At 39.7% G+C, this 25,037-nt stretch carries 21 protein-coding genes and 1 riboswitch; of the genes, 6 read left to right on the top strand and 15 right to left on the bottom strand.

The genetic code is table 11. The features are described 5' to 3' along the window. The first annotated feature begins 20 nt into the window (after positions 1-20). The gene (locus KH109_RS08165) at positions 21-956 is read left to right on the top strand and encodes a DUF3829 domain-containing protein (RefSeq protein WP_129823431.1); all 936 of its coding nucleotides are present in this window, start codon (positions 21-23) and stop codon (positions 954-956) included. A gap of 106 nt (positions 957-1,062) precedes the next feature. On the opposite strand, the gene KH109_RS08170 is transcribed toward KH109_RS08165, so the two are convergent. From KH109_RS08170 to KH109_RS08220, 11 genes are all read right to left on the bottom strand, one after another. After that, positions 1,063-2,616, bottom strand: a complete 1,554-nt coding sequence (locus tag KH109_RS08170) for an ABC transporter substrate-binding protein (RefSeq protein ID WP_295218437.1) — start codon at positions 2,614-2,616, stop codon at positions 1,063-1,065. Between the two features lie 260 nt (positions 2,617-2,876). Continuing rightward, on the bottom strand, positions 2,877-3,689 hold the full coding sequence (locus KH109_RS08175) for a dipeptide/oligopeptide/nickel ABC transporter ATP-binding protein (RefSeq protein ID WP_295218439.1): 813 nt from the start codon (positions 3,687-3,689) through the stop codon (positions 2,877-2,879). Further along, on the bottom strand, positions 3,682-4,479 hold the full coding sequence (locus KH109_RS08180; RefSeq protein WP_295218442.1) for an ABC transporter ATP-binding protein: 798 nt from the start codon (positions 4,477-4,479) through the stop codon (positions 3,682-3,684). The genes KH109_RS08175 and KH109_RS08180 overlap by 8 nt, the downstream gene beginning before the upstream one ends. A gap of 12 nt (positions 4,480-4,491) precedes the next feature. After that, entirely contained in the window at positions 4,492-6,060 is a 1,569-nt protein-coding gene (locus KH109_RS08185) for an ABC transporter substrate-binding protein (protein ID WP_060924387.1), read from the bottom strand. Positions 6,061-6,209: 149 nt separating this feature from the next. Continuing rightward, complete coding sequence (gene nikC / locus KH109_RS08190) at positions 6,210-7,031, bottom strand: nickel transporter permease (protein WP_060924388.1); 822 nt, start codon at positions 7,029-7,031, stop codon at positions 6,210-6,212. After that, positions 7,031-7,969: a nickel ABC transporter permease gene (gene nikB, locus KH109_RS08195; protein ID WP_287533478.1), complete on the bottom strand. Its 939-nt coding sequence runs from the start codon at positions 7,967-7,969 to the stop codon at positions 7,031-7,033. The genes nikC and nikB overlap by 1 nt, the downstream gene beginning before the upstream one ends. Before the next feature lie 147 nt (positions 7,970-8,116). Beyond that, positions 8,117-8,305: riboswitch (cobalamin riboswitch) on the bottom strand. Between the two features lie 390 nt (positions 8,306-8,695). Then, entirely contained in the window at positions 8,696-10,027 is a 1,332-nt protein-coding gene (gene potE / locus KH109_RS08200) for a putrescine-ornithine antiporter (RefSeq protein WP_060924390.1), read from the bottom strand. A 616-nt stretch (positions 10,028-10,643) separates the two neighbouring features. Continuing rightward, on the bottom strand, positions 10,644-12,071 hold the full coding sequence (argH, locus tag KH109_RS08205; protein ID WP_295218447.1) for an argininosuccinate lyase: 1,428 nt from the start codon (positions 12,069-12,071) through the stop codon (positions 10,644-10,646). After that, complete coding sequence (locus KH109_RS08210) at positions 12,071-13,282, bottom strand: argininosuccinate synthase (protein ID WP_005381291.1); 1,212 nt, start codon at positions 13,280-13,282, stop codon at positions 12,071-12,073. The genes argH and KH109_RS08210 overlap by 1 nt, the downstream gene beginning before the upstream one ends. A gap of 268 nt (positions 13,283-13,550) precedes the next feature. After that, positions 13,551-14,252, bottom strand: a complete 702-nt coding sequence (locus tag KH109_RS08215) for a hypothetical protein (RefSeq protein ID WP_295218451.1) — start codon at positions 14,250-14,252, stop codon at positions 13,551-13,553. A gap of 122 nt (positions 14,253-14,374) precedes the next feature. After that, positions 14,375-15,181 carry a biosynthetic peptidoglycan transglycosylase gene (locus KH109_RS08220; protein WP_295218455.1) on the bottom strand — a complete coding sequence of 269 codons (807 nt, stop codon included), beginning with the start codon at positions 15,179-15,181 and terminating at the stop codon, positions 14,375-14,377. A gap of 329 nt (positions 15,182-15,510) precedes the next feature. Here KH109_RS08220 and KH109_RS08225 point away from each other — a divergent pair, with 329 nt between their 5' ends. Further along, positions 15,511-15,789, top strand: coding sequence for a metal-sensing transcriptional repressor (locus KH109_RS08225; RefSeq protein WP_004695033.1), 279 nt, complete (start codon positions 15,511-15,513; stop codon positions 15,787-15,789). Positions 15,790-15,958: 169 nt separating this feature from the next. Here KH109_RS08225 and KH109_RS08230 read toward each other — a convergent pair whose 3' ends face one another. Continuing rightward, a complete protein-coding gene (locus tag KH109_RS08230; protein ID WP_005385362.1) occupies positions 15,959-16,219 on the bottom strand; it encodes an HPr family phosphocarrier protein in 261 nt (86 codons plus the stop codon). A 149-nt stretch (positions 16,220-16,368) separates the two neighbouring features. Beyond that, positions 16,369-18,096, bottom strand: a complete 1,728-nt coding sequence (gene ptsP / locus KH109_RS08235; RefSeq protein ID WP_295218460.1) for a phosphoenolpyruvate--protein phosphotransferase — start codon at positions 18,094-18,096, stop codon at positions 16,369-16,371. A 267-nt stretch (positions 18,097-18,363) separates the two neighbouring features. Between ptsP and dapF the strand changes: the two genes are divergently transcribed. The 4 genes from dapF (at position 18,364) to KH109_RS08255 (ending at position 23,580) form a co-directional block, all read left to right on the top strand. Next, positions 18,364-19,197 carry a diaminopimelate epimerase gene (gene dapF / locus KH109_RS08240; protein ID WP_295218463.1) on the top strand — a complete coding sequence of 278 codons (834 nt, stop codon included), beginning with the start codon at positions 18,364-18,366 and terminating at the stop codon, positions 19,195-19,197. Positions 19,198-19,258: 61 nt separating this feature from the next. After that, the gene (locus KH109_RS08245) at positions 19,259-20,596 is read left to right on the top strand and encodes a Na+/H+ antiporter NhaC family protein (protein WP_295218474.1); all 1,338 of its coding nucleotides are present in this window, start codon (positions 19,259-19,261) and stop codon (positions 20,594-20,596) included. 53 nt (positions 20,597-20,649) lie between these two features. Continuing rightward, a complete protein-coding gene (gene pfkB / locus KH109_RS08250; protein WP_295218477.1) occupies positions 20,650-21,564 on the top strand; it encodes a 1-phosphofructokinase in 915 nt (304 codons plus the stop codon). Between the two features lie 33 nt (positions 21,565-21,597). Beyond that, complete coding sequence (locus tag KH109_RS08255; protein ID WP_295218480.1) at positions 21,598-23,580, top strand: fructose-specific PTS transporter subunit EIIC; 1,983 nt, start codon at positions 21,598-21,600, stop codon at positions 23,578-23,580. Positions 23,581-23,693: 113 nt separating this feature from the next. Here KH109_RS08255 and KH109_RS08260 read toward each other — a convergent pair whose 3' ends face one another. Both KH109_RS08260 and KH109_RS08265 read right to left on the bottom strand, forming a co-directional pair. After that, the gene (locus tag KH109_RS08260) at positions 23,694-24,272 is read right to left on the bottom strand and encodes a hypothetical protein (RefSeq protein WP_295218483.1); all 579 of its coding nucleotides are present in this window, start codon (positions 24,270-24,272) and stop codon (positions 23,694-23,696) included. An 8-nt stretch (positions 24,273-24,280) separates the two neighbouring features. Beyond that, positions 24,281-24,865, bottom strand: coding sequence for a hypothetical protein (locus KH109_RS08265; protein WP_295218486.1), 585 nt, complete (start codon positions 24,863-24,865; stop codon positions 24,281-24,283). Positions 24,866-25,037: the final 172 nt, after the last annotated feature.

A 25,037-nucleotide genomic window follows, 5' to 3' on the forward strand; every position in this document is an offset into this window, starting at 1 on the left:
TTTTCAAGGAGCGTGCGCAGTTGAAAAAGGGGTACATCAAGTTAATAGCAGCCGTTATACTTGGCGTCGCTATTATCGGTGGTGGGATCTATGGGGTGTATACACTCTTGTCATCCAATACAACGACAATTTTATATCGATCAACCGTTGACGACAAGATCAACGCTATCCGACCTTATATCGTCGCATTAGACTCATATAACGCGTACAGTGTAGCCTATGCAAATCAATTACAACCAACTCTCGAAGAGTTACGTAATGGGTCCCATAACACGACGATTACATTACCTAAATACAAAGATCTTAAAACAGCATTAGAGGCTGCAAAGCAAGATAGCCCTACTCCATACGAAGATGTAAACCAATCAACTAATGATGTATTAGCAGTGCTAGATCAATTGATTCCTGTTGCGGATCAATTGCAAGCCTACTATGTAGAACGTCGTTTTGAAAAAGATAATTTCAAAGGTAGCGATGAGTTAGCGGCACAGTATGTACCTCTAGCTGAACAATTCTACGCTACATACAACGCTTTAGATTTAGCCTTAGATAATCGTAATAATGAGCTCTATACAGAACGCATGACTGAATATCAAGGTGAAAAACGTGAAAATGCAGTTAACTTCATCGAGTTAAATCTCATGACTGCCCAAACAATCGATCTTATCGATCCAGATGGAAATACGGATACCCAAAAGGTTGAAGCAAACTTGCAACAAATCACGCAACGCATCAACAAATTACAACCTGGTACAACATCAGAAACACAAAACGCAGTTCGCGAGTATCAAGATTCTGTAAAAGAGTTTGTCGCAGAGGCTCGCAACTATATCATCATCAATTCTTCCTACGGCGAAGCATATACACAACTATTTATTAAATATAACAAAATGGTTGGCAAAGCAAATGTCGTGAATATGGCAGAACTTGATGCAACAGAGCAAAAGAAAAAATAACTAACTACAAAAAGAGGACTAGCCGTGGCTAGTCCTCTTTTGCTATGTCAACAACTACGTTAAATTATATTAACAAGTTTCATTACTATAGGTTTATATAATAAAATTATTTCCGTTTTAAGTCTTTCGTAATGATATAGTATTCAGATGGAGATATCTTAATACCATCGATATTGTTATTCCCTACAATATTGATCTTAGGATATCCAAGGAAGAGTGCTATCGAATCATCTAGCATCAATTGTTGTGCATTGATCACCGCATTACGACGAACCACTGGATCATTAGCGCTTTCACCAAGAGCCAACAATTCATCGAAACGTGGATTGGAGAATCCAGAACCATTTGCCTCAGCACCGGTCCCCCAGTATTGTTTTAAGAACCATACAGGTTCGCCAGTATTAGCAGTAACTACACTAGAGATAAGCATATCGTAATCCCCAGATTGCGCCAATGTATCAATCACAGCATAGTCTATGATTTTAATTTGTAAATCTACACCGATTTTTTTGTAGTCCGCTTGTAATGCCTCTGCATATAATGGCAATTCAGGACGAGATGTATAGGCATAGAAATCAAGCACTAGGTTTTCACCATCTTTATCTACAATCCCATCACCATTTGTATCAATATAACCTTCACGTTTAAGTAATTCTTTAGCACGTTCAACATTATATTTATTAGGATCCCGCAATTGATTGAATCCATAATCAATGGACGGTGGCAATGGAGCCTTACCGGCAATAAAGGTATCCTTCATAAGGTTCTTTGCATAGGACTCACGATTCGCTCCGGCAATGAGGGCCGCTCGAAGATTAGCATTCTTAAGCTTGCCTTTTTGGCTCATCCGAACGAATACATCACGTAAAGATGATTCTTCATAAATAGTAAATTTCTTATCGTTTTGGAAGATACCATATTCGCCAGGTCCAATGCTAACGGCCATATCTACATCACCCGCTTGCAATGCCATAGCTCGTGTATTGGCATCGTTAATAGATGGAATTTCAACCTTAGCAAAGCCTGGCTTGCCATCCCAGTAGTTATCATTCCGTGCTAGCTCAGCACGCTCTTTTGTAAATGATGTCACTACATAAGGACCAGTACCAATAGGACCTTCCTTCGCAATATCACGACCATTTACCTCAGCAGTTACATCCATAATCAAGAATAATGGATCTCCCAACAAGTTTGGCAAATTATAATAAGGCTTATCGGTCTTAATTGTGAGCTCTTGACCATTAGCCGTCATTTCAGTGTAATTAAAGAATGTTTTTGCCCGTTTACTCTTCGCAAAGGTTCGTTCCAAAGACGCCTTTACGGCCTCAGCAGTAAGAGCATTACCGTTAGAGAACTTAACCTTATCGTTGATGGTGAAAGTCCAAGTCAGCTTATCATCACTTTGTTTCCAAGAGGATGCTAACCAGGGTTTAGCATTCATGTGATCATCAAATTTTATTAGTGTTTCCCCTACACCATATCGTACAACAGCCCAGCTAAAATAGTTTTCTGTTGGTTCTAATGTACCCGCAAAGCTAATAGCCCCTACCTTTAATACATCATTAGATGAATCGGATGATTGATTCATGCAGCCTACAGTACCAAGGACCGTAACACCAAGCATCATACCAATCAGTAATGCCTTACGTAATCCTTTCATTCACACACCTAACCTTTCTCTATAAGTATATGTATATGTATATGTATATATATATCATTTCATATGAGCATATTTTAATTATACCCATAGGGGTATATTGCTTAGTCAACTATACTATATATTTAGCGTTAACACAATCATTTTTGAGAAAATTTTCGATATATTTATGTAGAAGAAAAAATTATCCGCATAATAAATAATAGATAATATAAAAATAGCAGTTAACCAAATGGCTAACTGCTATTTTATATAATCAAAATTTACGCTTTCCTAGCTTCTTCTAAAGTAAGTGGCTTATGATCTTGGCCAATTTCAAAGATGGAACTCAATAAAACCTTTGTATAAGGATGCTTCGCATCAGCTAAGTGAAATGCATCTAGCTCTTCAACGATAGCCCCTTTGTACATTACGACCACCTTGTGGCACATAGTACGAATGAACGCAATATCATGAGCGATAAATAGATATGTTAAATTTTTCTTCTTTTGTAAACGCGCTAGTAAATAGGCAATGGAGTCTTGTACAGACACGTCTAGAGCACTTGTTGCTTCATCTAGAACAAGAATTTCTGGTTCAAGTACAATGGCACGAGCAATAGCCACACGTTGACGTTGACCACCAGACATTTCATGAGGATAACGATGCATGAACTCGCGAGGTAGATCTACCATTTCAAGATAGTCACCTGCGATTTGTTCTTCTTTTCCTTTTTCAAGAAGCCCAAAATTGTATAACGGTTCAAGAATAATATCCTTTACCTTCATACGCGGATTGAAGGCTGCAGATGGATCTTGGAATACCATCTGAATTTTCTTGCGGTATTCTTTCGTTTGCTCAGAGTTCATATGTTGAATCTCTACACCATCTACATAAATCTCGCCTTCCGTAATAGGCAGCATCTTCATAATCATACGAACCAAAGTCGTTTTACCAGAGCCAGATTCACCTACAATCCCAAGGGACTCGCCTTTTTCTAAGGTAATATTAATACTCTTACACGCTTCGAGCTCACCACCAGTAGGAAGTGGGAATCGTTTACATACATTTTTTAATTCTACAGCGTAGTTAGTCAATGTAACGACCTCCTCCCAATGTTGGTACAGCATCTTTTAATTGTTTCGTATATTCATTAGATGGGTTTTCTAAAATATCTTGCGGTGTGCCAGCATCAACAACACGACCCTTTTTCATAACAATGATATAGTCGGACATATAGGCCGCTACACCAAGGTTATGCGTAACCATTACGATAGCAGAATTATGCTCTTTAGCAAGTTCTAGCATTTGCATAACAACTTGAGACTGTGTCGTTACATCTAGTGCCGACGTCGGTTCATCACCGATGAGCAATGCTGGGTCTAAAGCTAATGCCATAGCAATACCCACACGTTGTCTTTGACCACCAGATAATTCATGTGGATAACGGCGCAATATATCTGCCCCATTAGGAAGAGAAACAGATTCTAATAACTCAATTGCTCGTCGATCACATTCATCATTGGTAATTTCTATATGAGATTTAAATAATTCTCTAAACTGTTTACCAATGCGAACTATTGGGTCTAAAGCACTACCACTATCTTGGAAAATCATGGCCATGTCTTTACCACGTATAGCTCTCCATTCAGACTTAGATAGGGTGCGAAGGTCTTGACCATTAAAGAGCATTGTACCATCTGTGACCTCACCACCTACAGGCAATAAACCCATGAGGGCCCGGATCACGGTAGTTTTACCGGATCCAGATTCCCCTACAATGGTCAATACCTTACCGCGTTCCAAGGTAAAGTTTACATCCATAACAGCAGGCACACCTTGGTACGCGATGTTAAGGTTCTCTACAGTTAGTATGTTTTCTGCCATTATAGCTCCTTATTATTTTGTAATTTTATTAGTAATCCAGTAGTAGTCACTTGGGTACATAACAGCACCTTTCAAGTAAGAACCAGTAACGATATTAGTTTTAGGGTAACCTAAGAACAATGCAGCACCATCATTCATCAATAATTGTTGAATTTGAATTGCATAGTCACGACGTTTTGCAGGATCAAATTCAGTTTCAGCAGCATCTAATAATTGGTCAACTTGTGGATTGGAGTAACCAGAACCGTTTTGAGGGTTGGAACCATCCACATTAGTATGCCAGTAGTTAGCTAAGAACCAGATTGGATCGCCTGTATTAGCAGTTACGATGTTGGAGATAAGCATATCATAGTCGCCATCTTGACCCATTTTATCAATCAAGTTATAGTCAACTGTTTTGATTTTCATGTCGATACCCACTTTTTTAAGGTCTGCTTGAACAGCTTCTGCATAAAGTGGTAATTCTGCACGAGAGTTATATACTACGAAGTCAAATGTCAATGGTTTGCCATCTTTATCAAGGATGCCGTCCCCATCAGTATCTTTCCAACCATCTTCTGCTAATAATTGTTTAGAACGTTCAGGGTTATACGCATTAGGATCTTTCAAATCTTTGAAGCCATAGTCCATGGATGGTGGAATTGGTGCGGAACCAGGAATGAATGTACCTTTTAACAATACATCAGCATAGTTTTTACGGTCTGTTGCAGAAATAACTGCAGCACGTACTTTGTCATCACCAAGAACACCTTTTTGGTTAATACGAGCCAATACTACGCGAAGAGATGCGATTTCATCAACCTTGAACTTATCGTTATTTTGGAATAAACCAATTTCACCAGCACCGATGTTAACAGCCATATCTACGTCGCCAGATTGTAAGCTCATAGCGCGAGTATTAGGGTCATCGATGGAAGGAATTTCTACAGTTTTAAATGGTACTGTACCATCCCAATAGTTTTCGTTAGCAGCCATCTCAGCACGTTCTTTTGTGAAAGATTTAACTACATATGGACCTGTACCAATAGGACCTTCCTTCGCAAAGTTACGGCCATCTTTTTCAGATTGTACATCAACGATTAGGAACAACGGATCCGCTAAAAGGCCAGGCATATTAGGATATTCTTTTGTTGTATGAATAACTAATTGTTGACCATTAGCTTCCATAGAGTCATATTCGAAGAATGTTTTCGCACGATTGGATTTTTCAAAAGCCCGTTCGATAGATGCTTTAACTGCTGCAGCATCAACTTTTTTACCATTAGAGAATTTCACCTTATCATTGATTGTGAAAGTCCACGTTTTATGGTCTGGGGATACTTCCCATTTAGATGCAATCCATGGTTGAGGTTTCATTTGTTCGTCAAACTTAGCCAATGTTTCGCCTACACCATAGCGCATAACAACCCATGCGAAGAAGTTTTCTGTAGGTTCTAATGTGGATGCGAAGTTAGTTACACCAACTTTTAAAACATCCTTATTAGCAGCACCATTATTATCAGAGCCGCAACCAGCGATGAAGGAACCCATCATTACAATGCTAAGACCTGCTAAGAGGGCTTTTTTCCAAGATTTTTTCATGTAAAATCTCCTTGTACCATTACATATAAACATAAAACATACACATCATGACCACTACAATCTACAATAGTCATAATGGAAAAACCTTATTACCGCCTATTTATATAACAACTTTCACAACACAACCTATAAATAAGCATCACACGTAACTAACCTTGGTTCTTAGGATCCACTACGTCCCGTAAGGAATCAGACCAAAGGTTAAAGATAGCAACTACGATAAGAATGGACATACCAGGGAAGGCCATCAGCCATGGACTGGTTTGTAAATATTGACGACCTTCGTTGAGCATAAGGCCCCATTCTGGTGTTGGCGGTTGAGCACCAAAACCTAAGAAGGATAGACCTGCTACTTCAATCATGATAGCCCCAATATCAAGTGCACCTGTTGTAACAACAAGAGGAAGGATATTGGGAATGATATGACGTCTTAGAATAGTCGTTGTAGAGGCCCCCATCATGACAGCCGCCGTTACATACTCTTCACCGCGAACTTTCAACGTCATAGACCGTACAAGACGAGCATATTTTGCCCAACCAACTACAGATAGCGCTATAATCGTATTCACAATGCTACCACCCAAAATACCAGCAATGGCAATGGCTAATACTACACCCGGGAAGGATAGCATAATGTCCGCAAGACGCATGAGGACCATTTCGATTTTCCCGCCGAAATAACCAGCTACAGCACCGATAATAGTACCAATGCTTACCATGATAACAACGATACTGACACCCATAAACAAGGATAACTGTGTACCATAAATGATGCGAGACAATACATCACGACCAAGCTTATCTGTACCAAACCAATGTTGACTACTTGGCGCTTGTAATGCTTGACTCAGATTTGAGCTAAAAGCATCACCCGGAGCAAGCCATGGTGCAAATATAGCTATGAGAACTACCACAATCATCAAGGTGCTATAGAAAGAGAACAATTTATGTTTTTGAATAAATTCTGCCATTATGCTCTCTCCCTTTTCAATCTAGGGTCTAATAGGATATATGACGCATCAACTAATGCATTGATGCACATATAGGCTAAGGCAACCCACAACACAAAACCTTCGATCAATGGATAGTCGCGCATGGTAATGGCATATACTGCCATATTCCCAAGGCCAGGCCAGGAGAATACCATTTCAATAACTGCAACACCGCCTAATAACCAACCGATAACAACGCCCAGTATAGTGATAAGTGGTAATACTGCATTAGGCAAAATATGACCGAATAAAATTTTCATCTCACTCACACCACGAGCACGTGCGCCGATAACATAATCCTTTTGCATTTCTTCAAGAATAACGAGACGAACTTGGCGCATGTACTTGGACCCGACTACAACAGCTAATGTAACGGCTGGTAGAATTACACCGATAGGAGTTACACGAGAAGATGCAATAGGAACAAGTCCTAATTTAAGGCCAAAGATATAAATCAGTACAAGGCCTAACCAGAATGATGGCATAGACACGCCTACAAAGGAAGCAACGCGCAACAGATAGTCGATCCATTTGTTTCGATTTAAGGCGCTTATAATCCCTGCCGGCAATGCATAGAGCAATGTAAATACTAATGATGTACCTGCTAGCATAACTGTCCCTGGCAAAGCCTCCAACATACGATCTACAACAGGCTTTTTAGCAGAGTAACTCATCCCTAAGTCACCGTGTGCAGCATTCACAACCCAGTTTGCATATTGCACTAAGAACGGTTTATCTAACCCAAGCTGAGCTCGAGTTTCATCGATAAGCTCCTGAGACACGATAGTATCTGCCGTTTCTAGTAACATCGTAACTGGATCGCCTGGTGCTAAATAAGTGAGACAAAATGTTAAAAAAGTAATGCCAAACAGTGTAACAATGAATTGACCTAACTGTTTAGCAAAGCGTTTGCCCATAGGCGCCTCCTCCTATACTCTCTAAATACTACAATAATCTAAATGAACAACTAATATGCTTATCTCTCCCGATATAGCAGAGGTGCATATAGGAAAACGACAAAAAAGGTTAGTCCACCTGACTAACCTAAATTAAGTATAGTATGTACAATACCATACATTTAGAGCAGGCTTTCTGACTCATGATTCATCGCAACATTTCGGCCTTCCCAGTTTCCCAGTGACCCTATAATGAAACCTTGCTCCTCATTACAGCTATTTGCATAGTATGGGATTTACACCCATTTTCCTCTTTTACGCTCGGTGAATACCGACACTCACTAGTTCATTCATTTTTATCGATTATAAATATACTATATTAATATCCTATTTACAATACGCATACCCCTTAGGGGTATGCGTATATCGTAGATTTTAAATGTAATTTTTATACTAATAAAAATTATCGATTACTGAACAAGTCTCTATTTATGTATAAACCCATAAAAATCACTTTATATATATGATTTTTTCCGTATTAACTGTATCCAACTGTATATATATTAATTATTATTATAATGGTAATTTTCTCATGAATTTTTTTTATACATACCGAAAAAACTCTTAATCACTTTAGCAACTATCAATTATTTATAATTAATAAAACCTTAATTAATAAGTCTGATTAATATACCAAAAAGAGGCTGTTATCTAGTAACAGCCTCTTATAAGACGAGAGTTATTTAATTAATCGATACTTTGTTGTAAGCGGTGTGCTCTGCGTGTATCCCACGCTTTACGCAAAACATAGATCACGAAACCGATGCTTACCGCTACTGCACTACCTACCATAGCATCAAAGCCACAGGCGTAGATTGCATATAAACAGTAGATAACGCCTGCGCCGAACACGTAGTTGGAACGTTTAATGCGGCTTTCAGCTACACCAGCCATACGCATCATTGTAGGTACTGCCAAGATGCACAATACATACGGTACTACGTTAGTTACAACCGCTAAGTTTACTAAGATTTCAAATTGCTCACGCAAGGAGTCGCTTGCAGTGAACAATGTAAGTAATGTTTCAACAGCGAGTAAAATGAATACGCCACGAACAGGAGCGTCTTTGCTATTTACACGAGCGAATACTTTAGGGAAGTAACCGTGTTCCGCTGCGCTTTTGAATACGCGAGACAATGTGAATTGCCAGCAAAGTAAAGCACCAAAGCAAGAAATAACCATAGCAGCCATAACGATGTTTGCAATTGTATCATTGAACATGTATACGAATGTCAAACCGAATGGTGCGTTAGAATTTAATAAGTCAACGTTAGGAACGATACCGGCCATAACGTTTGTGGACAAGATGTAAATCACCGCCACTGCTAATGTACCTGCCACAGTTGCAATAGGTACGTTTTTCTTTGGATTCTCAACAGCATCAGCATTAGCCGCTGCGGACTCAAACCCTAGGAAGCCCCACAAAGTGAGGGAAATGGATTGTTTTACTGCATCGTAAAACGGAAGATCATTTGGGTTCCATGCCGCCCAATAAATAGACGGATCAAACCAATACCAGCCGATTGTACCGATTAAAAGAACCGGAACAATAGAGCCCCAAATAGTCATGTTGCTGAGTCGACCTGTGAAGCGATTACCACGGAAGTTCAAAATCGCTGCAAACCACAAAAGCACAATTGTTACTTGGCTTGTTTGTGTTGCATTAAGGTCAACACCAAAGAAAGCTGCGCCATAACCTACGGCAGAAACCGCGATGGCGATATTAGCAATGATGAGAGATATGCTGTAAGCATAGCTCGCCATAAAATGTCCAGTTTTACCGAAGCGGTGTTCTGCATAACCGCCCATGCCCCCTTTATTTTGGGAGAACATACCCGCTTGAGCAAAAATATACGCTAGTAAAAGCGCACCCACAGCTGTTACGAGCCAAGATAAAACTGAAATAGTACCAACTTGAGCCAAATTAGTTGGTAACATAATGATCCCAGCTCCTAGCATATTGGCTGCTACCATTGTGGTTAGCTGGAATACAGACATTTTTTTAGCGGTGGTTTTCATGTATCAATCCCCTTTCAAAAGGTGAATTTTTTCTCGTCCATAATTCACTTAAATATAATATACCGCTAAGTAAATTCAGTTCGTGCTGTGATGGGCTTGAATGTGAATTTACCGTTGTTATTCTTATTACGAATTAAATAATAACACCTATGAACCCAAAATGAAAGTACTTTATTGGCGGACAAGCATTATTACACGAATTGAATAAATTATAGTTAATTTATCATCTAAAACGAACAGAACTCATTTTAACAATGACAGGGTATATTTTTACCCCATTTTATTCTGTGTATATATGTGATTTTTACTATCTATCATGGTTATAGTGTCGTAGCACAAGACTATTGTTTTCTAGCAGTCCACTGTATGCGTACATAAATTTACACCATTTTAATAGTAATTTATCAATTAGAATGACTCTTTTCTAGAAATTATCTATCATTCAAATAAAAAAATCGATATACACATAAGCTTAAAGGTTAATATAAAGAGCTTTAACATAAGACTTATATGTATATCGATCTTAAATTTTCAATGTCACAAGTAACTATGACTCTGAATGTTACTCTTGTACAGGATGTGGCCCTAAATCAAAACATTAGGCTTACTAAAGCAGTTATGCTTGCACAGATTCAACAATCGCTTTCCACTGAGCAATTTGTTTTTCTTCTCCGGCGATAACAGCTTTACCATTGTTCCGTTGTCTTTCCACACATTCTGGAGCTGTACCAGAATAGTTGTTACGGCCAGCTATGCAAGCTTCGATGGAAATAGCATCAAGTATATCTGCATCAAAATGGTCGGATATAGCTTTAAAATCCTCAACGGATAAATCAAGCAATACGCAACCTTTTTCAATGCAATGATGTACAGCATTACCTACGATTTCGTGAGCTTCACGGAATGGAACGCCTTTTTTCGCAAGGTAATCGGCCATATCTGTAGCATTAGAGAAATCATCATCGAGGACAGCTTTCATATGCGCCCCATTGACCTTCATGCCACGGACCATCGCCGCATTAATGGACAATGCAAAATGTACTGTATCGATAGCATCAAAAATGCCCTCTTTATCCTCTTGCATATCTTTATTATATGTAAGTGGCAAGCCTTTTAATGTAGTTAATAAACCTAACAAGTGGCCATAGGTACGACCTGTTTTACCACGAACAAGTTCACATACGTCAGGATTTTTCTTTTGTGGCATAATGCTAGAGCCTGTGCAATGAGCATCATCGAGTTCAATGAAGTTAAACTCATTGGTAGACCACAAAATCAATTCTTCGCTAAGACGGCTCAAGTGCATCATCACAAGAGATGCAAAGGACAAGAATTCAACTACATAGTCACGGTCAGATACGGCATCCATACTATTTTCGTAAATACGGGAGAAGCCCAATAGCTTTTGCGTATAGGTTTGATCAATACCGTATGTAGAACCTGCTAAGGCCCCTGCACCAAGTGGCATGATGTCTGCATGTTTGAAGACCATCAACAAACGGTCAAAGTCGCGTTCTAGCATAGAGAAGTATGCCATCATATGATGACCGAACAATACAGGTTGTGCCCGTTGTAAATGCGTATAGCCAGGCATGATAACATCACTGTATTTATCAGCTGTTTCGATGAGCGCTTTTTGCATATCTACGATGAGCTCGCCCATTTCTACAACAGCTTTACGCACGTACATGTGTAAATCAACTGCGCATTGGTCATTACGGCTACGGCCTGTATGTAAGCGACCACCTGCTTCGCCAATCTCATCAGTTAAGCGTTTTTCAATATTCATATGAATATCTTCAAGAGCCACGGAGAATGGGAACTCTCCTTTATCGATTTGGCCTTTAATCTTTGTTAAGCCCTCAACAATAGCGTCCCGATCTGCGTCGGAGATAATATTTTGTTTTGCCAGCATTGTAGCATGTGCTTTACTGCCTGCAATATCTTCGGCGTACATCCGCGCATCAAAAGCGATAGAGGATGTAAAATCCTCTACCGCTTTATCAGTGCCTTTTGTGAAACGCCCGCCCCACAATTTAGCCATTATTTACCTGCCTTTTCTTTCATTAATGCATTAATTTTAAGAGGTAAACCGAACAAGTTGATGAAACCAGCCGCATCAGCTTGGTTGTATACATCATCTTCTTCGAATGTTACGAAATCTTCGCTGTACAAGGAGTATGGAGAAGTTGCACCAGCAGAGATAATGTTGCCTTTGTACAATTTAAGTTTTACTTCACCAGTTACAGTTTTTTGAGTTTCATCAACGAATGCTTGCAAAGCGTTCATCAATGGTGCGAACCACATGCCATCGTATACAAGTTCAGCGTATTTGTTAGCAATGAGTTCTTTGTAGTGGTATGTAGCTCTGTCGAGGCAAAGGTATTCAAGTTCTCTGTGAGCATACATGATGATAGATCCACCTGGGTTTTCATAAACGCCACGAGATTTCATGCCTACTAATCTATTTTCAACGATATCTACAACGCCTACGCCATAGTGTGCACCGATTTCGTTGAGTTTTTCTAACAATTGCAATGGAGTACCTTCTTGGCCATCTACTGCTACAGGTACGCCATCTTTGAAGGATACAGTTACATAACCAGCTTCATCTGGAGCTTGTTCAGGAGTATGTGTTACCAAGTACACATCATCTTTAGGAGCATTTGCTGGATTTTCAAGATCGCCGCCTTCATGGGACAAATGCCATACGTTTTGGTCCATGGAATATGGATGAGATTTTGTAGCTACAACTGGAATATCATGTTTAGCTGCATATTCCATGCAGTCTGTTCTGGATTTCAAATCCCATTCTCTCCAAGGAGCGATGATTTTCATATTAGGAGCCAATGCTTTGATAGCAAGTTCGAAACGAACTTGGTCATTACCTTTACCAGTCGCACCGTGAGCGATAGCATCAGCACCTTCTTTTTTAGCAATATCTACAAGGATTTTACCGATTAAAGGTCTAGCGAAGGATGTACCTAATAAATATTTACCTTCATAAACTGCACCCGCTTTTACTGTTGGCCATACATAATCTTTTACGAACTCTTCTTTAGCATCAACGATGTACGCTTTAGAAGCACCGGATTTGATTGCTTTTTTCTCAACTGCATCATAATCCTCAGGTTGGCCCAAGTCTACGCACACTGCGATAACTTCAGCTCCATAATTTTCTTTTAACCAAGGAATGATAACGGATGTGTCTAAACCACCAGAATATGCGAGTACTACTTTATTTGCTTTACCCATGATAACACCTCATAAAAAACTTACTATGTATTTAAACTCATATAATCAATATTATATCAGATAATTGTGAAAGCACCGTGGCATCTAGCTCAACGGTCATTCCCTCTTTCTGACAAAAAATAGTATACACCTGTATAATTATAAATGCAAGTATTATTTTTATTCAATTTAGTAATATATTTCAACTCCGAACTAATATAATACAAAAGCTATATCCAGTGATTTAATACTAGATATAGCTTCATTTCTTACGATGGACTATCTATTCTTACTTAATATCAATAGGTGAAAACTGGTAATCTAAAGCTATCTTATAATCTGTAGTTGTATTTATTGATGCTTTTAAAGTATTAACTATTAAAGACTGAATTTCATCTATAACCGAGTAAAGCTCATTTTGAGCTTCATTAATAATCGCTTCAATACGAACATCTAAATCATAAGACCTAGAAATTCTATAATCACCTGTACTGTAGTCTACATTGCTAAATAGCTTTAATATATTTATCTTAGATATCGCTGTATCGAAAGCATTTATACTATTTAAAATATTATTTTTATCTATTTCATTTACGCCTATAACGGTCTCATTTTGAATATGTGGGATTGAATCCACAATGTATTGCTCTCTAACAGCAACTCGCAAAGACTCATCAGTCATTATTTGTTCTCTATCTAACGCTTTGTTCCAAAAACAATGCCTTACAGTCATACAATCATGTTCATCATCGTAGTAAACTATCCAGTTTTCAAATTTATTAGCATCTATTTGTTCAATATAAAAGATTTCACGGGCATAGGAATCAATATCAAGTGCGTCAGACTTATAATCTAATCCTCCAGGACCTCTTAAATAATAGGATATAAAATTCTCCAATCGAAGCATAGCAAACTTAATAATAGGTTTTGCTCCAATATAAATAGATAAAAAATTGCCTTCCTCATACTGCTTTAATTCAATATTATCCAATAATTATGCTCCTAATACTCAAAACTCTCTCTAAATGTATCTATTATTACTAATGTAGCAAAAAAACCTCTGTTCGCCAATTAATTATTCATTAGCAAACAGAGATTATAAAATATATTCAATTATTCATCCACAAGACCCAAGTCTTGTTGGTATGCATAGTCTGCTTCCGCTTGTGTAATCATACCTTGGTCTACCATTTGTTCAAGCACCAGTTTTTGTCTAGCCTTAGCCCCTTTATAGTTCGTATAGGGATCCAAATAAGATGGCGCATTAGGTAGTGCTGCAAGGAGTGCACTTTGGCCTAGTGTCAATCGGCTTGGGCTCGTTCCAAAGTAGCCATGCGCAGCTTCGTAAATGCCGTAATAATTATGACCATAATATACAGTATTTAAATACATGGTGAGGATTTCTTCTTTCGAGTAGTAATGTTCCATTTCACTAGCAAGGATTGCTTCCTCTACCTTACGACTCATGATGCGTTTTGATGAAAGGAAAAGATTTTTTACTACTTGTTGTGTAATAGTACTCCCCCCCTCTACAGTTTCACCTGCTATAGTATTGGTATAAAAGGCGCGAATAATACCGAGTACATCAATAGCTCCATGTTTATAGTACCGCTTATCCTCAATGGCGATAAGTGCATTCTTTGTATATTCTGGAATGACATCACCCTTCACCCAGTGTTCTTTAGAAACACGTTGATTAAGGGCCGCCTCTACCTTTTCTTTAAATGTAAATATTCGTATAATACGATCTGTACGACTGAGGGTATCTTCACTTTGTTCTATGCGTTTTTCAACAGTTGTGTGAGCCTTACTTTCACGATTTGTACCTTGAAAGCTATGGTATCCGTCATATATAAACATGGCCAATATGATGACCACCACGAACACCACTAGATTTCGAAGGTAGCGAAACACTTTCATTGCTTTCACCTATTCCATAAAGGACCATAGTATACATACAGTTATTAACTAACAGTATCTACAACGCCTTATATACATATACTACTATAATGTGTATTAAATGTATTGTATCACATCAATCAAGAAGAAGATATGGATAGACCTTGCTTTATAGCGGCTATAATAAGAATTATAATAATATAAAAGAGAAAGTCTTACTATTTATAACCAAGCATATATCTACATATACAGATTTTATTCATATTAGGTATACTTATTAAGTTGTATTATAAACTTTACATGGAGTATAATAGTAAAGATGATAAAAACATGCCCATTGGAGGAGTATTATGAAACAATGTATGGATTCAGAAAATCTACATCGTCGATTGCGTAAAATCCTTGGTCAAGTGCAAGCTATTGATCGAATGATTGAAGAAGACATTCCATGCGAAGATGTGTTGAGCCAAATTAATGCAGCTAAATCTGCACTACATAAAGTAGGTCAAGTAGTCCTTGAAGGGCATATCAACCACTGCGTGCGAGATGGTATCGAACACGGTGACGTAGAAAAAACCATTAGCGACTTTACAAAAGCTGTAGAGCGTTTTGCGAACATGGGAAAATAAAGAAGAGGCTAAGAGGCCTCTTCTTTTTTTACCCAAAACAAGGCTCTACTAAATCTCGAAGATCCCCCGAAAAAGCAAATAAAAATCAAATCTGATTAAAGCATCCATCATATATAACTCAAAAAAAAGGACTCTACATTCGTAGAGTCCTTTATATTACCACAAAGTATTAGTCGTGGTTAGTTGTTAAGAATTCGCTCAATGCAGCGAGTGCGTCATCTTCGTCAGCACCGTCAGCTGTCAATGTAACAGATGTGCCTTTTGTAGCGCCCAAAGTCAATACAGTTAAGATGGATTTAGCATCAGCTGTTTTACCGTTAGCAGCGATTGTCAATTTGGAAGCGTATTTAGCAGCCAATTGTGTGAAAGCTGTAGCAGGACGAGCATGTAAACCAGATTCGTTAGTAATTTCTACTGTTAATTCTTTCATGATAACCTCTTTCTATCTCGACAGGTAGTACCTATCCCATACGTTCTAATAGATATATTGTATCAATTTCAAGCATTTCAATTCAAGTATATTAAAAGTTATTTACTATGTACTGATTCGCTTAACATTTATCTTTAATCTATACAGAATTATAATAAGCCTTTTTCGGCTAGTACAGATTTAGCATATTCTGTAATTTCTTCAGCTGTATCCATAGCAAGCGCTTTATTAGCCACCTCTTCACATTCTGCTTTAGAAACGGAACGCAAGATTTTCTTAATAAGTGGTATAGATGACGCTGTCATAGAGAATTCGTCAAGGCCAAGGCCTAATAGAATCATTGTGGCTACAGGATCACTAGCAAGTTCACCGCACATGCCTGTAAATTTACCTTGTTCATGGCTCGCATCGATAACATGCTTGATAAGACGTAATACACCTGGATGCAATGGTTGATATAGAGAACCAATAGACTCGTTCATACGGTCTACAGCCAAGGTGTATTGGCATAAATCATTTGTACCGATACTGAAGAAGTCTACGTATTTAGCCAAGATTGGAGAAATAACAGCAGCTGCAGGCACTTCGATCATAATACCAACCTTGATATCCTTGTTGAATTCTTTGCCTTCTGCTGTAAGTTCAGCCTTACATTCTTCAAGCATAGCATTCGCTTGTTTCACTTCTTCTACGGAAGCAATCATCGGGTACATGATGTGAATATCGCCAAAGGAACTAGCACGCAATAACGCACGTAATTGTACTTTAAAGATATCCGGACGGTTCAAGGAAATACGAATCGCACGATACCCAAGGAATGGATTCATTTCACTTGGCAAATCAAGGCATTTCAATTCTTTATCGCCACCGATATCCATGGTACGGATAATAACAGGTTGGCCCTGCATATCTTCTGCAACCTTTTTATATTCTTCAAACTGTACATCTTCTGTTGGCAACTCGTCGTTTTCCATGTACAAGAATTCTGTACGATATAAGCCAATACCTTGTGCGCCCATTGTAAGAGCGTGTTTAGCATCTTTAGACTTACCGATATTACCGAATAATTCTACATGATGACCATCAGTAGTCTTAGCTTCAAGATTGGCAGATTCGCGCAAGCGTTTCAATTCCTCTTGGTATGCAGCCGCTTGATTTGTATATTCAGTCCAATCCGCATCAGATGGATTTGTTTCCACAATACCATCTGTACCAAGTACAACTGCTTTCTCGCCATCTACGAAGCCTTCAATATCACCAACGCCCATAACGGCAGGAATTTCCAAGGTGCGCGCCATGATAGCTGCATGAGATGTAGGGCCACCAGCAGCTGTTACAATGCCTTTTACCACATTTTTATCAAGAGAAGCTGTATCAGATGGGGCCAAATCATGAGCCACCAAGATAACCGCCCCAGAAATATGGGATAAGCCACGAGGGTTCATGCCTAACATATTGCGCATCAAACGATCACCAATATCTTTGATATCTGCACCGCGTTCACGCATATATGGATCTTCCATACCGAGGAAGATATTCGCAAAGGTTTCAATAGTTTGAGCTGTAGCCGCTACCACATTTGTATGGCTAGTCTCAACAAGGGATTTAATACCATCAGACAAAGATGGGTCTTGCGCGATTTGCATATGCGCCTCAAAAATAGCCGCCTCTTCAGGGCCCATGTCTTTCAACGCCTTTTGACGAATTGTATCTAATTGCTTTAAGGTAGCTGCCATAGCAGAAGCGAACTTACCAATTTCCGCTTCTACCTTATCCTCTGCTACAGTGTAATCAGGAATGACAATTTCCTCTTGAATATATCTATATACATTGCCTACTGCAACGCCACGAGATCCAGAAATCCCTTGAATTCGCATATGTGTTCCTCTTTCTATTACGATAAACTACATTACTCTATATTTTATCATTTCTCTGACAAACAATAAAGTAATAGAGCCCTTTATATCCGCCCATTTAATCGTCCCACGTGGGTTATTTTTCGCTTACTTTCGCTATAATTTTATAAAGTTCCACCACATAATTAAGGGTCATTTATGATATAATAATATAGAATATATAATAATATACATATGAGACTTTCACGGGCTTCATGGTGAAAGTCTTACTTATTGATAGGAGACTTTATGAAATTAACTAAAATGCATGGTCTTGGCAATGATTTCATCCTCTTTGCCGACCCTCAAGGTGCTAATAAGGACTATACTGATTTGGCGATTCGCCTTTGCGATCGTCGTACTGGTATCGGTGCCGACGGTCTTGCCATTCTAGTTCCTTCAAAAACCTGTGATGTGCGCATGCGCATTATCAACTCTGATGGTAGTGAAGCAGAAATGTGCGGCAACGCCATTCGATGCTTTGCCAAATATGCTTACGAACACGGTGAAACTACGAAAGAAACTTTCACCATCGAAACCTTGGCCGGTGTAATGAAACCTACCTTAACTATCGAAAATGGTATAGTCACACAAGTTACTGTAGACATGGGCAAACCATTCTTTGCAGCCCAAGACATTCCGATGGATGTAAATATGGATAAGGTTATCGACGTAAACCTCGATGTAAACGGCGAAACAGTAACGGTAAGCTCCGTATTACTCGGAGTGCCTCATACAGAGGTGTATATCAATGACATTACAAAGGCGCCTGTAACGACACAAGGTCCTATCATTGAAAAACACGATGCATTCCCATCCAATACAAATGTTAACTACATTGAGGTAGTAAACGATAAGCACATCAAGGTTCGCACATGGGAACGCGGTGCCGGCGCTACCTTAGCATGTGGTACAGGCTCTTGTGCTTCTGCTGTTATGTCCTTTGAAAAAGGCTTAACTGGTCGCGAAGTAGATGTAGAGCTCTATTTAGGAACATTACATATTTCATACTTGGAGGATGGCACGGTGCTCATGACTGGCCCTGCTGAGGAAGTCTTCGAAACAGAACTTCCTATTGATTAAGATGAAGTGGTTACAACTCATATTAAATGCGTTTCTAAAGTATCAACAAGGCCGTTCTCTAATGCCGAAAAATACGGAGTCGCTCATAGGTTTACTCATATCCATCCTCGTCATTATCATCGCCGTAGCTAACGGTATTGCTATTGGTTACGCCTTGATAGTGGTATGGTGCATCATGGCCTATGTATTCTATCGCCAAGGATACCAACCAAAAGAACTGCTAAACTTATCATGGACAGGTGCTAAATCCTCGATTGTGGTAATGCAAATATTCTTGCTTATCGGTTGGCTCATTGCTATGTGGCAAGCAGCAGGCATCATCCCTATGATTATCGCCACCGGCATCGACTTGATTGATCCGTCCCTCTTTATTGCTTGTGCCTTCTTATTAACAGCTGTTGTTAGCATGCTATTAGGTACAGCTTTCGGTACTGTAGGAACCATAGGCATTGTACTCATCACGATGGCAAGAGCCGGTAATATTCCAGAGAATATAGTAGCAGGCGCCATTATAGCCGGTGCGTACTTTGGCGATCGCAACGGCCCATTGTCATCTAGCGCATCACTGGTAGCAGCCTTAACACATACTAAGGTTTCTAGTAATATACCAATTATGTTTAAAGCGGGACTACCTGCACTTGTTATTTCTACAGTGCTCTACCTAATACTGTCCCAATGGTTCCCTCTAAACTATGAAAATAGTTTGTTATCCGATACAATCCACTTTATCTTCAACATCGATTGGACATTGTGGATTCCAGTGATTATCGTCATCGCTTTATTGCCTTTGAAAGTATCTATCCGTTGGCCTATCGGCCTCAGCGCATTAGCCGCAGCCATTCTGGCTTATACTAATCAAGGGGCTACCCTTTCCGATTTAGGCTGGTATACCTTAACGGGCTTTGAGCTACCACATTATAATCCACTAGCAGATATCATTCATGGCGGTGGGCTGCAAACAATGTTCATTCCTACCCTATCCATCTTTATGGCCACTGCTATTTCAGGCATGCTCGAAGGGGTTGGCTTCTGGAATGATATTAGACAACTATTAGAGCGAGCTAAAACGCGGAGCGATGTATTTGCTGCCAATATAGGTCTCGCACTCTTAACCGGCGCTGTAGGCTGTAGCCAAGCTATTGCGGTTGTAATGACACATTCTATTATGCGTATAACCTACGCGCAACGGGGTATTCAAGATGAAGATGTGATGCTCGACTTTGAAAATAGTGGCATCCTCATTGCCGCCTTACTTCCATGGAACATCGCTGCTTATGTACCTGTAGTTATGATGGGTACTAGCACAGCCGGCTATGTACCATTCGCCTTCTTCCTATATCTCGTGCCACTCCTTTACTGGTTACGACTACGGAATCAAGATCAATCAATGATACGCTAATTACAAAATCAACAAATCATAGGCTAATTAATTAATCTTAAAGGGGAATTTGTATGATTTACACCATTACCTTTAACCCAGCCCTGGATTATATCGTACGACTTGAGCAACTCAAGACTGGTACCATTAATCGCACCACCCAAGAATACGTACTTGGTGGCGGCAAGGGTATCAACGTATCTATCGTTCTTAACAACTTGGGCATGGATACAACTGCACTCGGTTTCATCGCCGGCTTTACAGGTGAAGAAATCGTAACGCAGCTCAATAGCTTCGGCGTAAAAGAAGATTTCATTCGTCTCCGCGAAGGATTAACCCGCATCAATGTTAAGGTGAAAGCCTCTGATGAGGAAACAGAGATCAACGGCCGTGGACCAATTATCTCGGATGACGAATTAGAAGCACTTTACAAACAGCTCGATGCATTGACAGATAAGGATACACTAATCCTTGCAGGTAGCATTCCTTCTAGCTTACCTAGCGATATGTACGAGCTCATTATGGAGCGCTTACAACATAAAAACATTCGCATCGTCGTAGATGCTACAAAGGATTTACTTACACGAGTATTGCCATATAAACCGTTCTTGATTAAACCTAACAATCATGAGCTTAGCGAAATCTTTGGACGCCCTCTTTCTACAAAGGAGGACCTCGTAGAAGCTGCCAAGGCATTGCAAGAGAAAGGCGCACAGCATGTGCTTATCTCTATGGCTGGTGATGGGGCTATCTTGGTCGCAGCTGATGGCACTGTATATACGAGCCCTGCACCTAAGGGAACGCTCGTAAATTCTGTAGGCGCTGGTGATTCTATGGTAGCAGGCTTTATTACAGGCTTTGAAAAGACAGGCGACCTACAAGAGGCTCTTTACTGGGGTATCTCCAGTGGCTCTGCCTCCGCTTACTCTGAAAACCTCGCTACACTGGCAGAAGTAGAAGCACTACTTTCACAAGTACGAGTTAACTAGTTTTATATTTTATTTGCATCAAGGAGTACATATATGCAAATCACTGATTTATTAAAACCCCAATCGGTCCTGCTAAATGCAGACCCTGTAACAAAGGCTGACGCAATTTACACCTTAGGCGAGTTAATGGAAAAAGGTGGCAACCTCATCGACAAAGGTGAGTACTTAGCAGCCGTTTTCGCTCGTGAAGAATCTGGCTCTACCGGACTTGGTGACGGCATCGCTACACCACATGCTAAATCCGCAGGCGTAAAAGAAGCAGGCCTAGCAGCTATGGTTGTGCCTCACGGCGTAGACTTCGAAGCACTTGATGGTCAACCATCTCGTTTATTCTTCATGATCGCTGCCCCTGAAGGCGCTGCTGACACTCATGTAGAGGTATTGAGCCAATTAGCTATGATGGTTATCGACCCAGATTTCAAAGAAGCCCTCATCGCTGCTCCAACTGTAGAACGATTCTTGGAACTCGTAACAGCTAAAGAGCAAGGTAACTTTGACCCATCCGTTGAAGGATATATCAAACAGCAAGAATCTCAAGAGACTCCAAGTATTACCGATGCTATCGAAGCTAAAGCTACGGAAGCTATCGAAAAAGTGGCTCCTAAGATTTCTGTAGATAACCCGCACTACGATGTATTGGCTGTAACTGGTTGCCCTACTGGTATTGCTCATACCTACATGGCTGCAGAATCTTTAGAGCGTAAAGCGAAAGAAATGGGCATTTCCTTAAAGGTTGAGAAAAATGGTGCTTCTGGTGTTAAAGATGCTCTTACAGCAGAAGAAATCGCTCATGCTAAATGCATCATCGTCGCTTCTGACCGTCAAGTAGAAATGGCTCGATTCAACGGCAAGCCTATGATTCAAACTAAGGTTGCGAACGGTATCAATAAAGCAGAGGAACTTTTAACAGAAGCAATGGCTGGCACAGCAGCTGTATACCAAGCATCAGCAGCAGACCGCGAAGCTGCTGAAATTGCTGCTAGCGCATCTGACAGCGTAGGTCGTCAAATCTACAAACACTTGATGAACGGCGTATCTCACATGTTGCCATTCGTTATCGGTGGCGGTATCTTGATTGCCCTTGCATTCTTATTTGATACATTCGATCCTGCGAACCCTAAAAACTTCGGTTCCGGCACACCTTTATCTGGCTTCTTAATGCAAATCGGTGGCGCATCCTTTGGCTTCATGTTGCCTGTACTCGCAGGTTACATTGCAATGAGTATTGCGGACCGCCCAGGTCTTGTAGCTGGTTTCGTTGGTGGCTTATTGGCTAACCAAGGTGGCTCTGGTTTCCTTGGCGCATTAATCGCCGGCTTTGCAGCAGGTTATTTAGTATTATTAGTTAAGAAATTAGTCTCTGGTCTACCTCAAGCGTTAGAAGGTACAAAACCAGTTCTCTTCTATCCTGTACTCGGTGTATTGTTCATCGGTCTCGCTATTACCTTTGTAATCAACCCTCCTGTATCTGCACTTAACCACTGGTTAATGGATTCCTTGCAATCTATGGGCACTACTAGCCGCGTATTGTTAGGTCTCATCTTTGGTGCTATGATGTCCGTTGATATGGGCGGTCCTGTAAACAAGGCGGCTTACGTTATCGGTACTGGTGCTCTTGCGACTGGTGAATATGGTATCATGGCTGCTGTAATGGCAGGTGGTATGGTTCCTCCGTTGGCAATCGCTCTTTGTACTACATTCTTCCCTAGCCGCTTCACAGAAGCAGAACGCAAATCTGGTATTACAAACTATATTATGGGCCTCTCCTTTATCACAGAAGGGGCTATCCCATTTGCAGCGGCTGATCCAGTTCGCGTATTGCCAGCTTGCATCATCGGTGCTGGTACAGCTGGTGCGTTGTCCATGTTCTTCGAATGTACATTACGCGCTCCTCACGGCGGTATCTTCGTAGTACCTACAATCGGTAACCCACTTCTTTACCTTGCATCCATCGCAATCGGTTCCGTTATCGCTTGTATCATCTTGGCACTATTAAAACCAAGCTTAAAAAAATAATGGTGAAAGCTAGTATAATACTAGTACATATAGCAAAAACGTACATATGCTAAATAAGTACATATAGCAAAAGGACTAGAACTCCTAGAGTTCTAGTCCTTTTCTTATGTAAACTATCGAATTACATCATCATAAAATACGCCAAATACTTTCTTAAAAACTCGGTTTGCTACGTGATAGCTTTCAAAATCAAAGTCTGTAGGCGTTAAAAATGTAACATGCTCATACCCTTTATAACCGGGTTGTGTAGGTTTGCTTTCACCATTAAGGGTATAATCCTGTTGTGCCTTAACAGTACCTACAATACCAGAATCATCCAGTTTGAGATTCCATATATCATTTAAACTAAACTCAGGAAATCGTTGTTTAAACTCCGGCATTCTTGCTACTAAATTAGCAAAGGAATACATTAGATTATAGTCATACCAAATTGTATATTCTCGAATCAAATCAGAAGACGGCAATACAACATATATCTTGGCTTCTATACTTTTTGTACTGGTACTTGTAGATACATCTTTGAGAGTACTCAGCTCAATATATTTACCATCTCCACCACCAGTATCTCCTTTAGATATAATATGTTCAAAACGGGTAGTATCTTGCAATTCGGCATTAGAAACTGCTTTCACAGAGTTAACGGAAACACACAATACACATAAGATAGCCATTAAAATTAAGAAACGTTTCATATGGCACCTCATTTTACTACAATATCATCAAAATGCTGTTGATATGCAACGACAAACATGGCATCTGCTATAGCAAAGAGATCTTGATCGGAACGACTACGATCTAAAGGTCGTAATTGGTGCACTAAAGGAACAGTACTACTAACCTCAGTACCATCCCCATTAAATCGCTTCACCTCTCGTAAGTCAATTTGTATGCCAGAATCATCTTGTGCTGCCTTTATAACCGCATACATAGATGGGGATGGCTGTACTATTTGACTGGCGTGAATTAAAGAACCTAGTGAATAATTAGTATTATAAGTGGCCATTACTTCATATTCAGTAATAAATGTACCACGAGTATATGTATAAACGGTATAAAAAGTACCTTTTAGTTTATAATGTGGCGCTGCGTATTCTAGTGATTCTACAGAGTAAGTGTTTAAATAGTTTATTAGCCTATCCTTTGGATAAGTACCTTGATAGGAATCGGTTTTTTGATATACTTTTTTAAACTGAGGCGAACTATTTAACTCATTAATCGATATAGCTTGTGTCTGTATGGTAAAAGCACTCAGCACCATACAGGCTAATAAGAATTTTCTAAACATAATCTCTCCTTTATCATCAAAACTCAGCTAAATTACCAAAAGCATATCATATTTTATGGAAAGATGTATACAGAAGAGGGTTATAGGACAAAAAGTGTGTGTGACTAATCCCAATAAGTTGGAAAATCTGTAGACATATGTAGCTCATTCCAAACAGGAGCATCACCCCATT

Source organism: Veillonella sp. (genome assembly GCF_018381775.1).
Classification (GTDB): domain Bacteria; phylum Bacillota; class Negativicutes; order Veillonellales; family Veillonellaceae; genus Veillonella.

Coding starts and splice junctions, on each gene's coding strand:
- KH109_RS08225 (WP_004695033.1), top strand. CDS start 15,511: ATGAAACAATGTATGGATTCAGAAAATCTACATCGTCGATTGCGTAAA.
- ptsP (WP_295218460.1), bottom strand. CDS start 18,096: ATGCGAATTCAAGGGATTTCTGGATCTCGTGGCGTTGCAGTAGGCAAT.
- nikB (WP_287533478.1), bottom strand. CDS start 7,969: ATGGGCAAACGCTTTGCTAAACAGTTAGGTCAATTCATTGTTACACTG.
- dapF (WP_295218463.1), top strand. CDS start 18,364: ATGAAATTAACTAAAATGCATGGTCTTGGCAATGATTTCATCCTCTTT.
- KH109_RS08260 (WP_295218483.1), bottom strand. CDS start 24,272: ATGAAACGTTTCTTAATTTTAATGGCTATCTTATGTGTATTGTGTGTT.
- KH109_RS08220 (WP_295218455.1), bottom strand. CDS start 15,181: ATGAAAGTGTTTCGCTACCTTCGAAATCTAGTGGTGTTCGTGGTGGTC.
- KH109_RS08230 (WP_005385362.1), bottom strand. CDS start 16,219: ATGAAAGAATTAACAGTAGAAATTACTAACGAATCTGGTTTACATGCT.
- KH109_RS08210 (WP_005381291.1), bottom strand. CDS start 13,282: ATGGGTAAAGCAAATAAAGTAGTACTCGCATATTCTGGTGGTTTAGAC.
- KH109_RS08185 (WP_060924387.1), bottom strand. CDS start 6,060: ATGAAAAAATCTTGGAAAAAAGCCCTCTTAGCAGGTCTTAGCATTGTA.
- KH109_RS08255 (WP_295218480.1), top strand. CDS start 21,598: ATGCAAATCACTGATTTATTAAAACCCCAATCGGTCCTGCTAAATGCA.
- argH (WP_295218447.1), bottom strand. CDS start 12,071: ATGGCTAAATTGTGGGGCGGGCGTTTCACAAAAGGCACTGATAAAGCG.
- KH109_RS08180 (WP_295218442.1), bottom strand. CDS start 4,479: ATGGCAGAAAACATACTAACTGTAGAGAACCTTAACATCGCGTACCAA.
- pfkB (WP_295218477.1), top strand. CDS start 20,650: ATGATTTACACCATTACCTTTAACCCAGCCCTGGATTATATCGTACGA.
- potE (WP_060924390.1), bottom strand. CDS start 10,027: ATGAAAACCACCGCTAAAAAAATGTCTGTATTCCAGCTAACCACAATG.
- KH109_RS08245 (WP_295218474.1), top strand. CDS start 19,259: ATGCCGAAAAATACGGAGTCGCTCATAGGTTTACTCATATCCATCCTC.
- KH109_RS08170 (WP_295218437.1), bottom strand. CDS start 2,616: ATGAAAGGATTACGTAAGGCATTACTGATTGGTATGATGCTTGGTGTT.
- KH109_RS08265 (WP_295218486.1), bottom strand. CDS start 24,865: ATGTTTAGAAAATTCTTATTAGCCTGTATGGTGCTGAGTGCTTTTACC.
- nikC (WP_060924388.1), bottom strand. CDS start 7,031: ATGGCAGAATTTATTCAAAAACATAAATTGTTCTCTTTCTATAGCACC.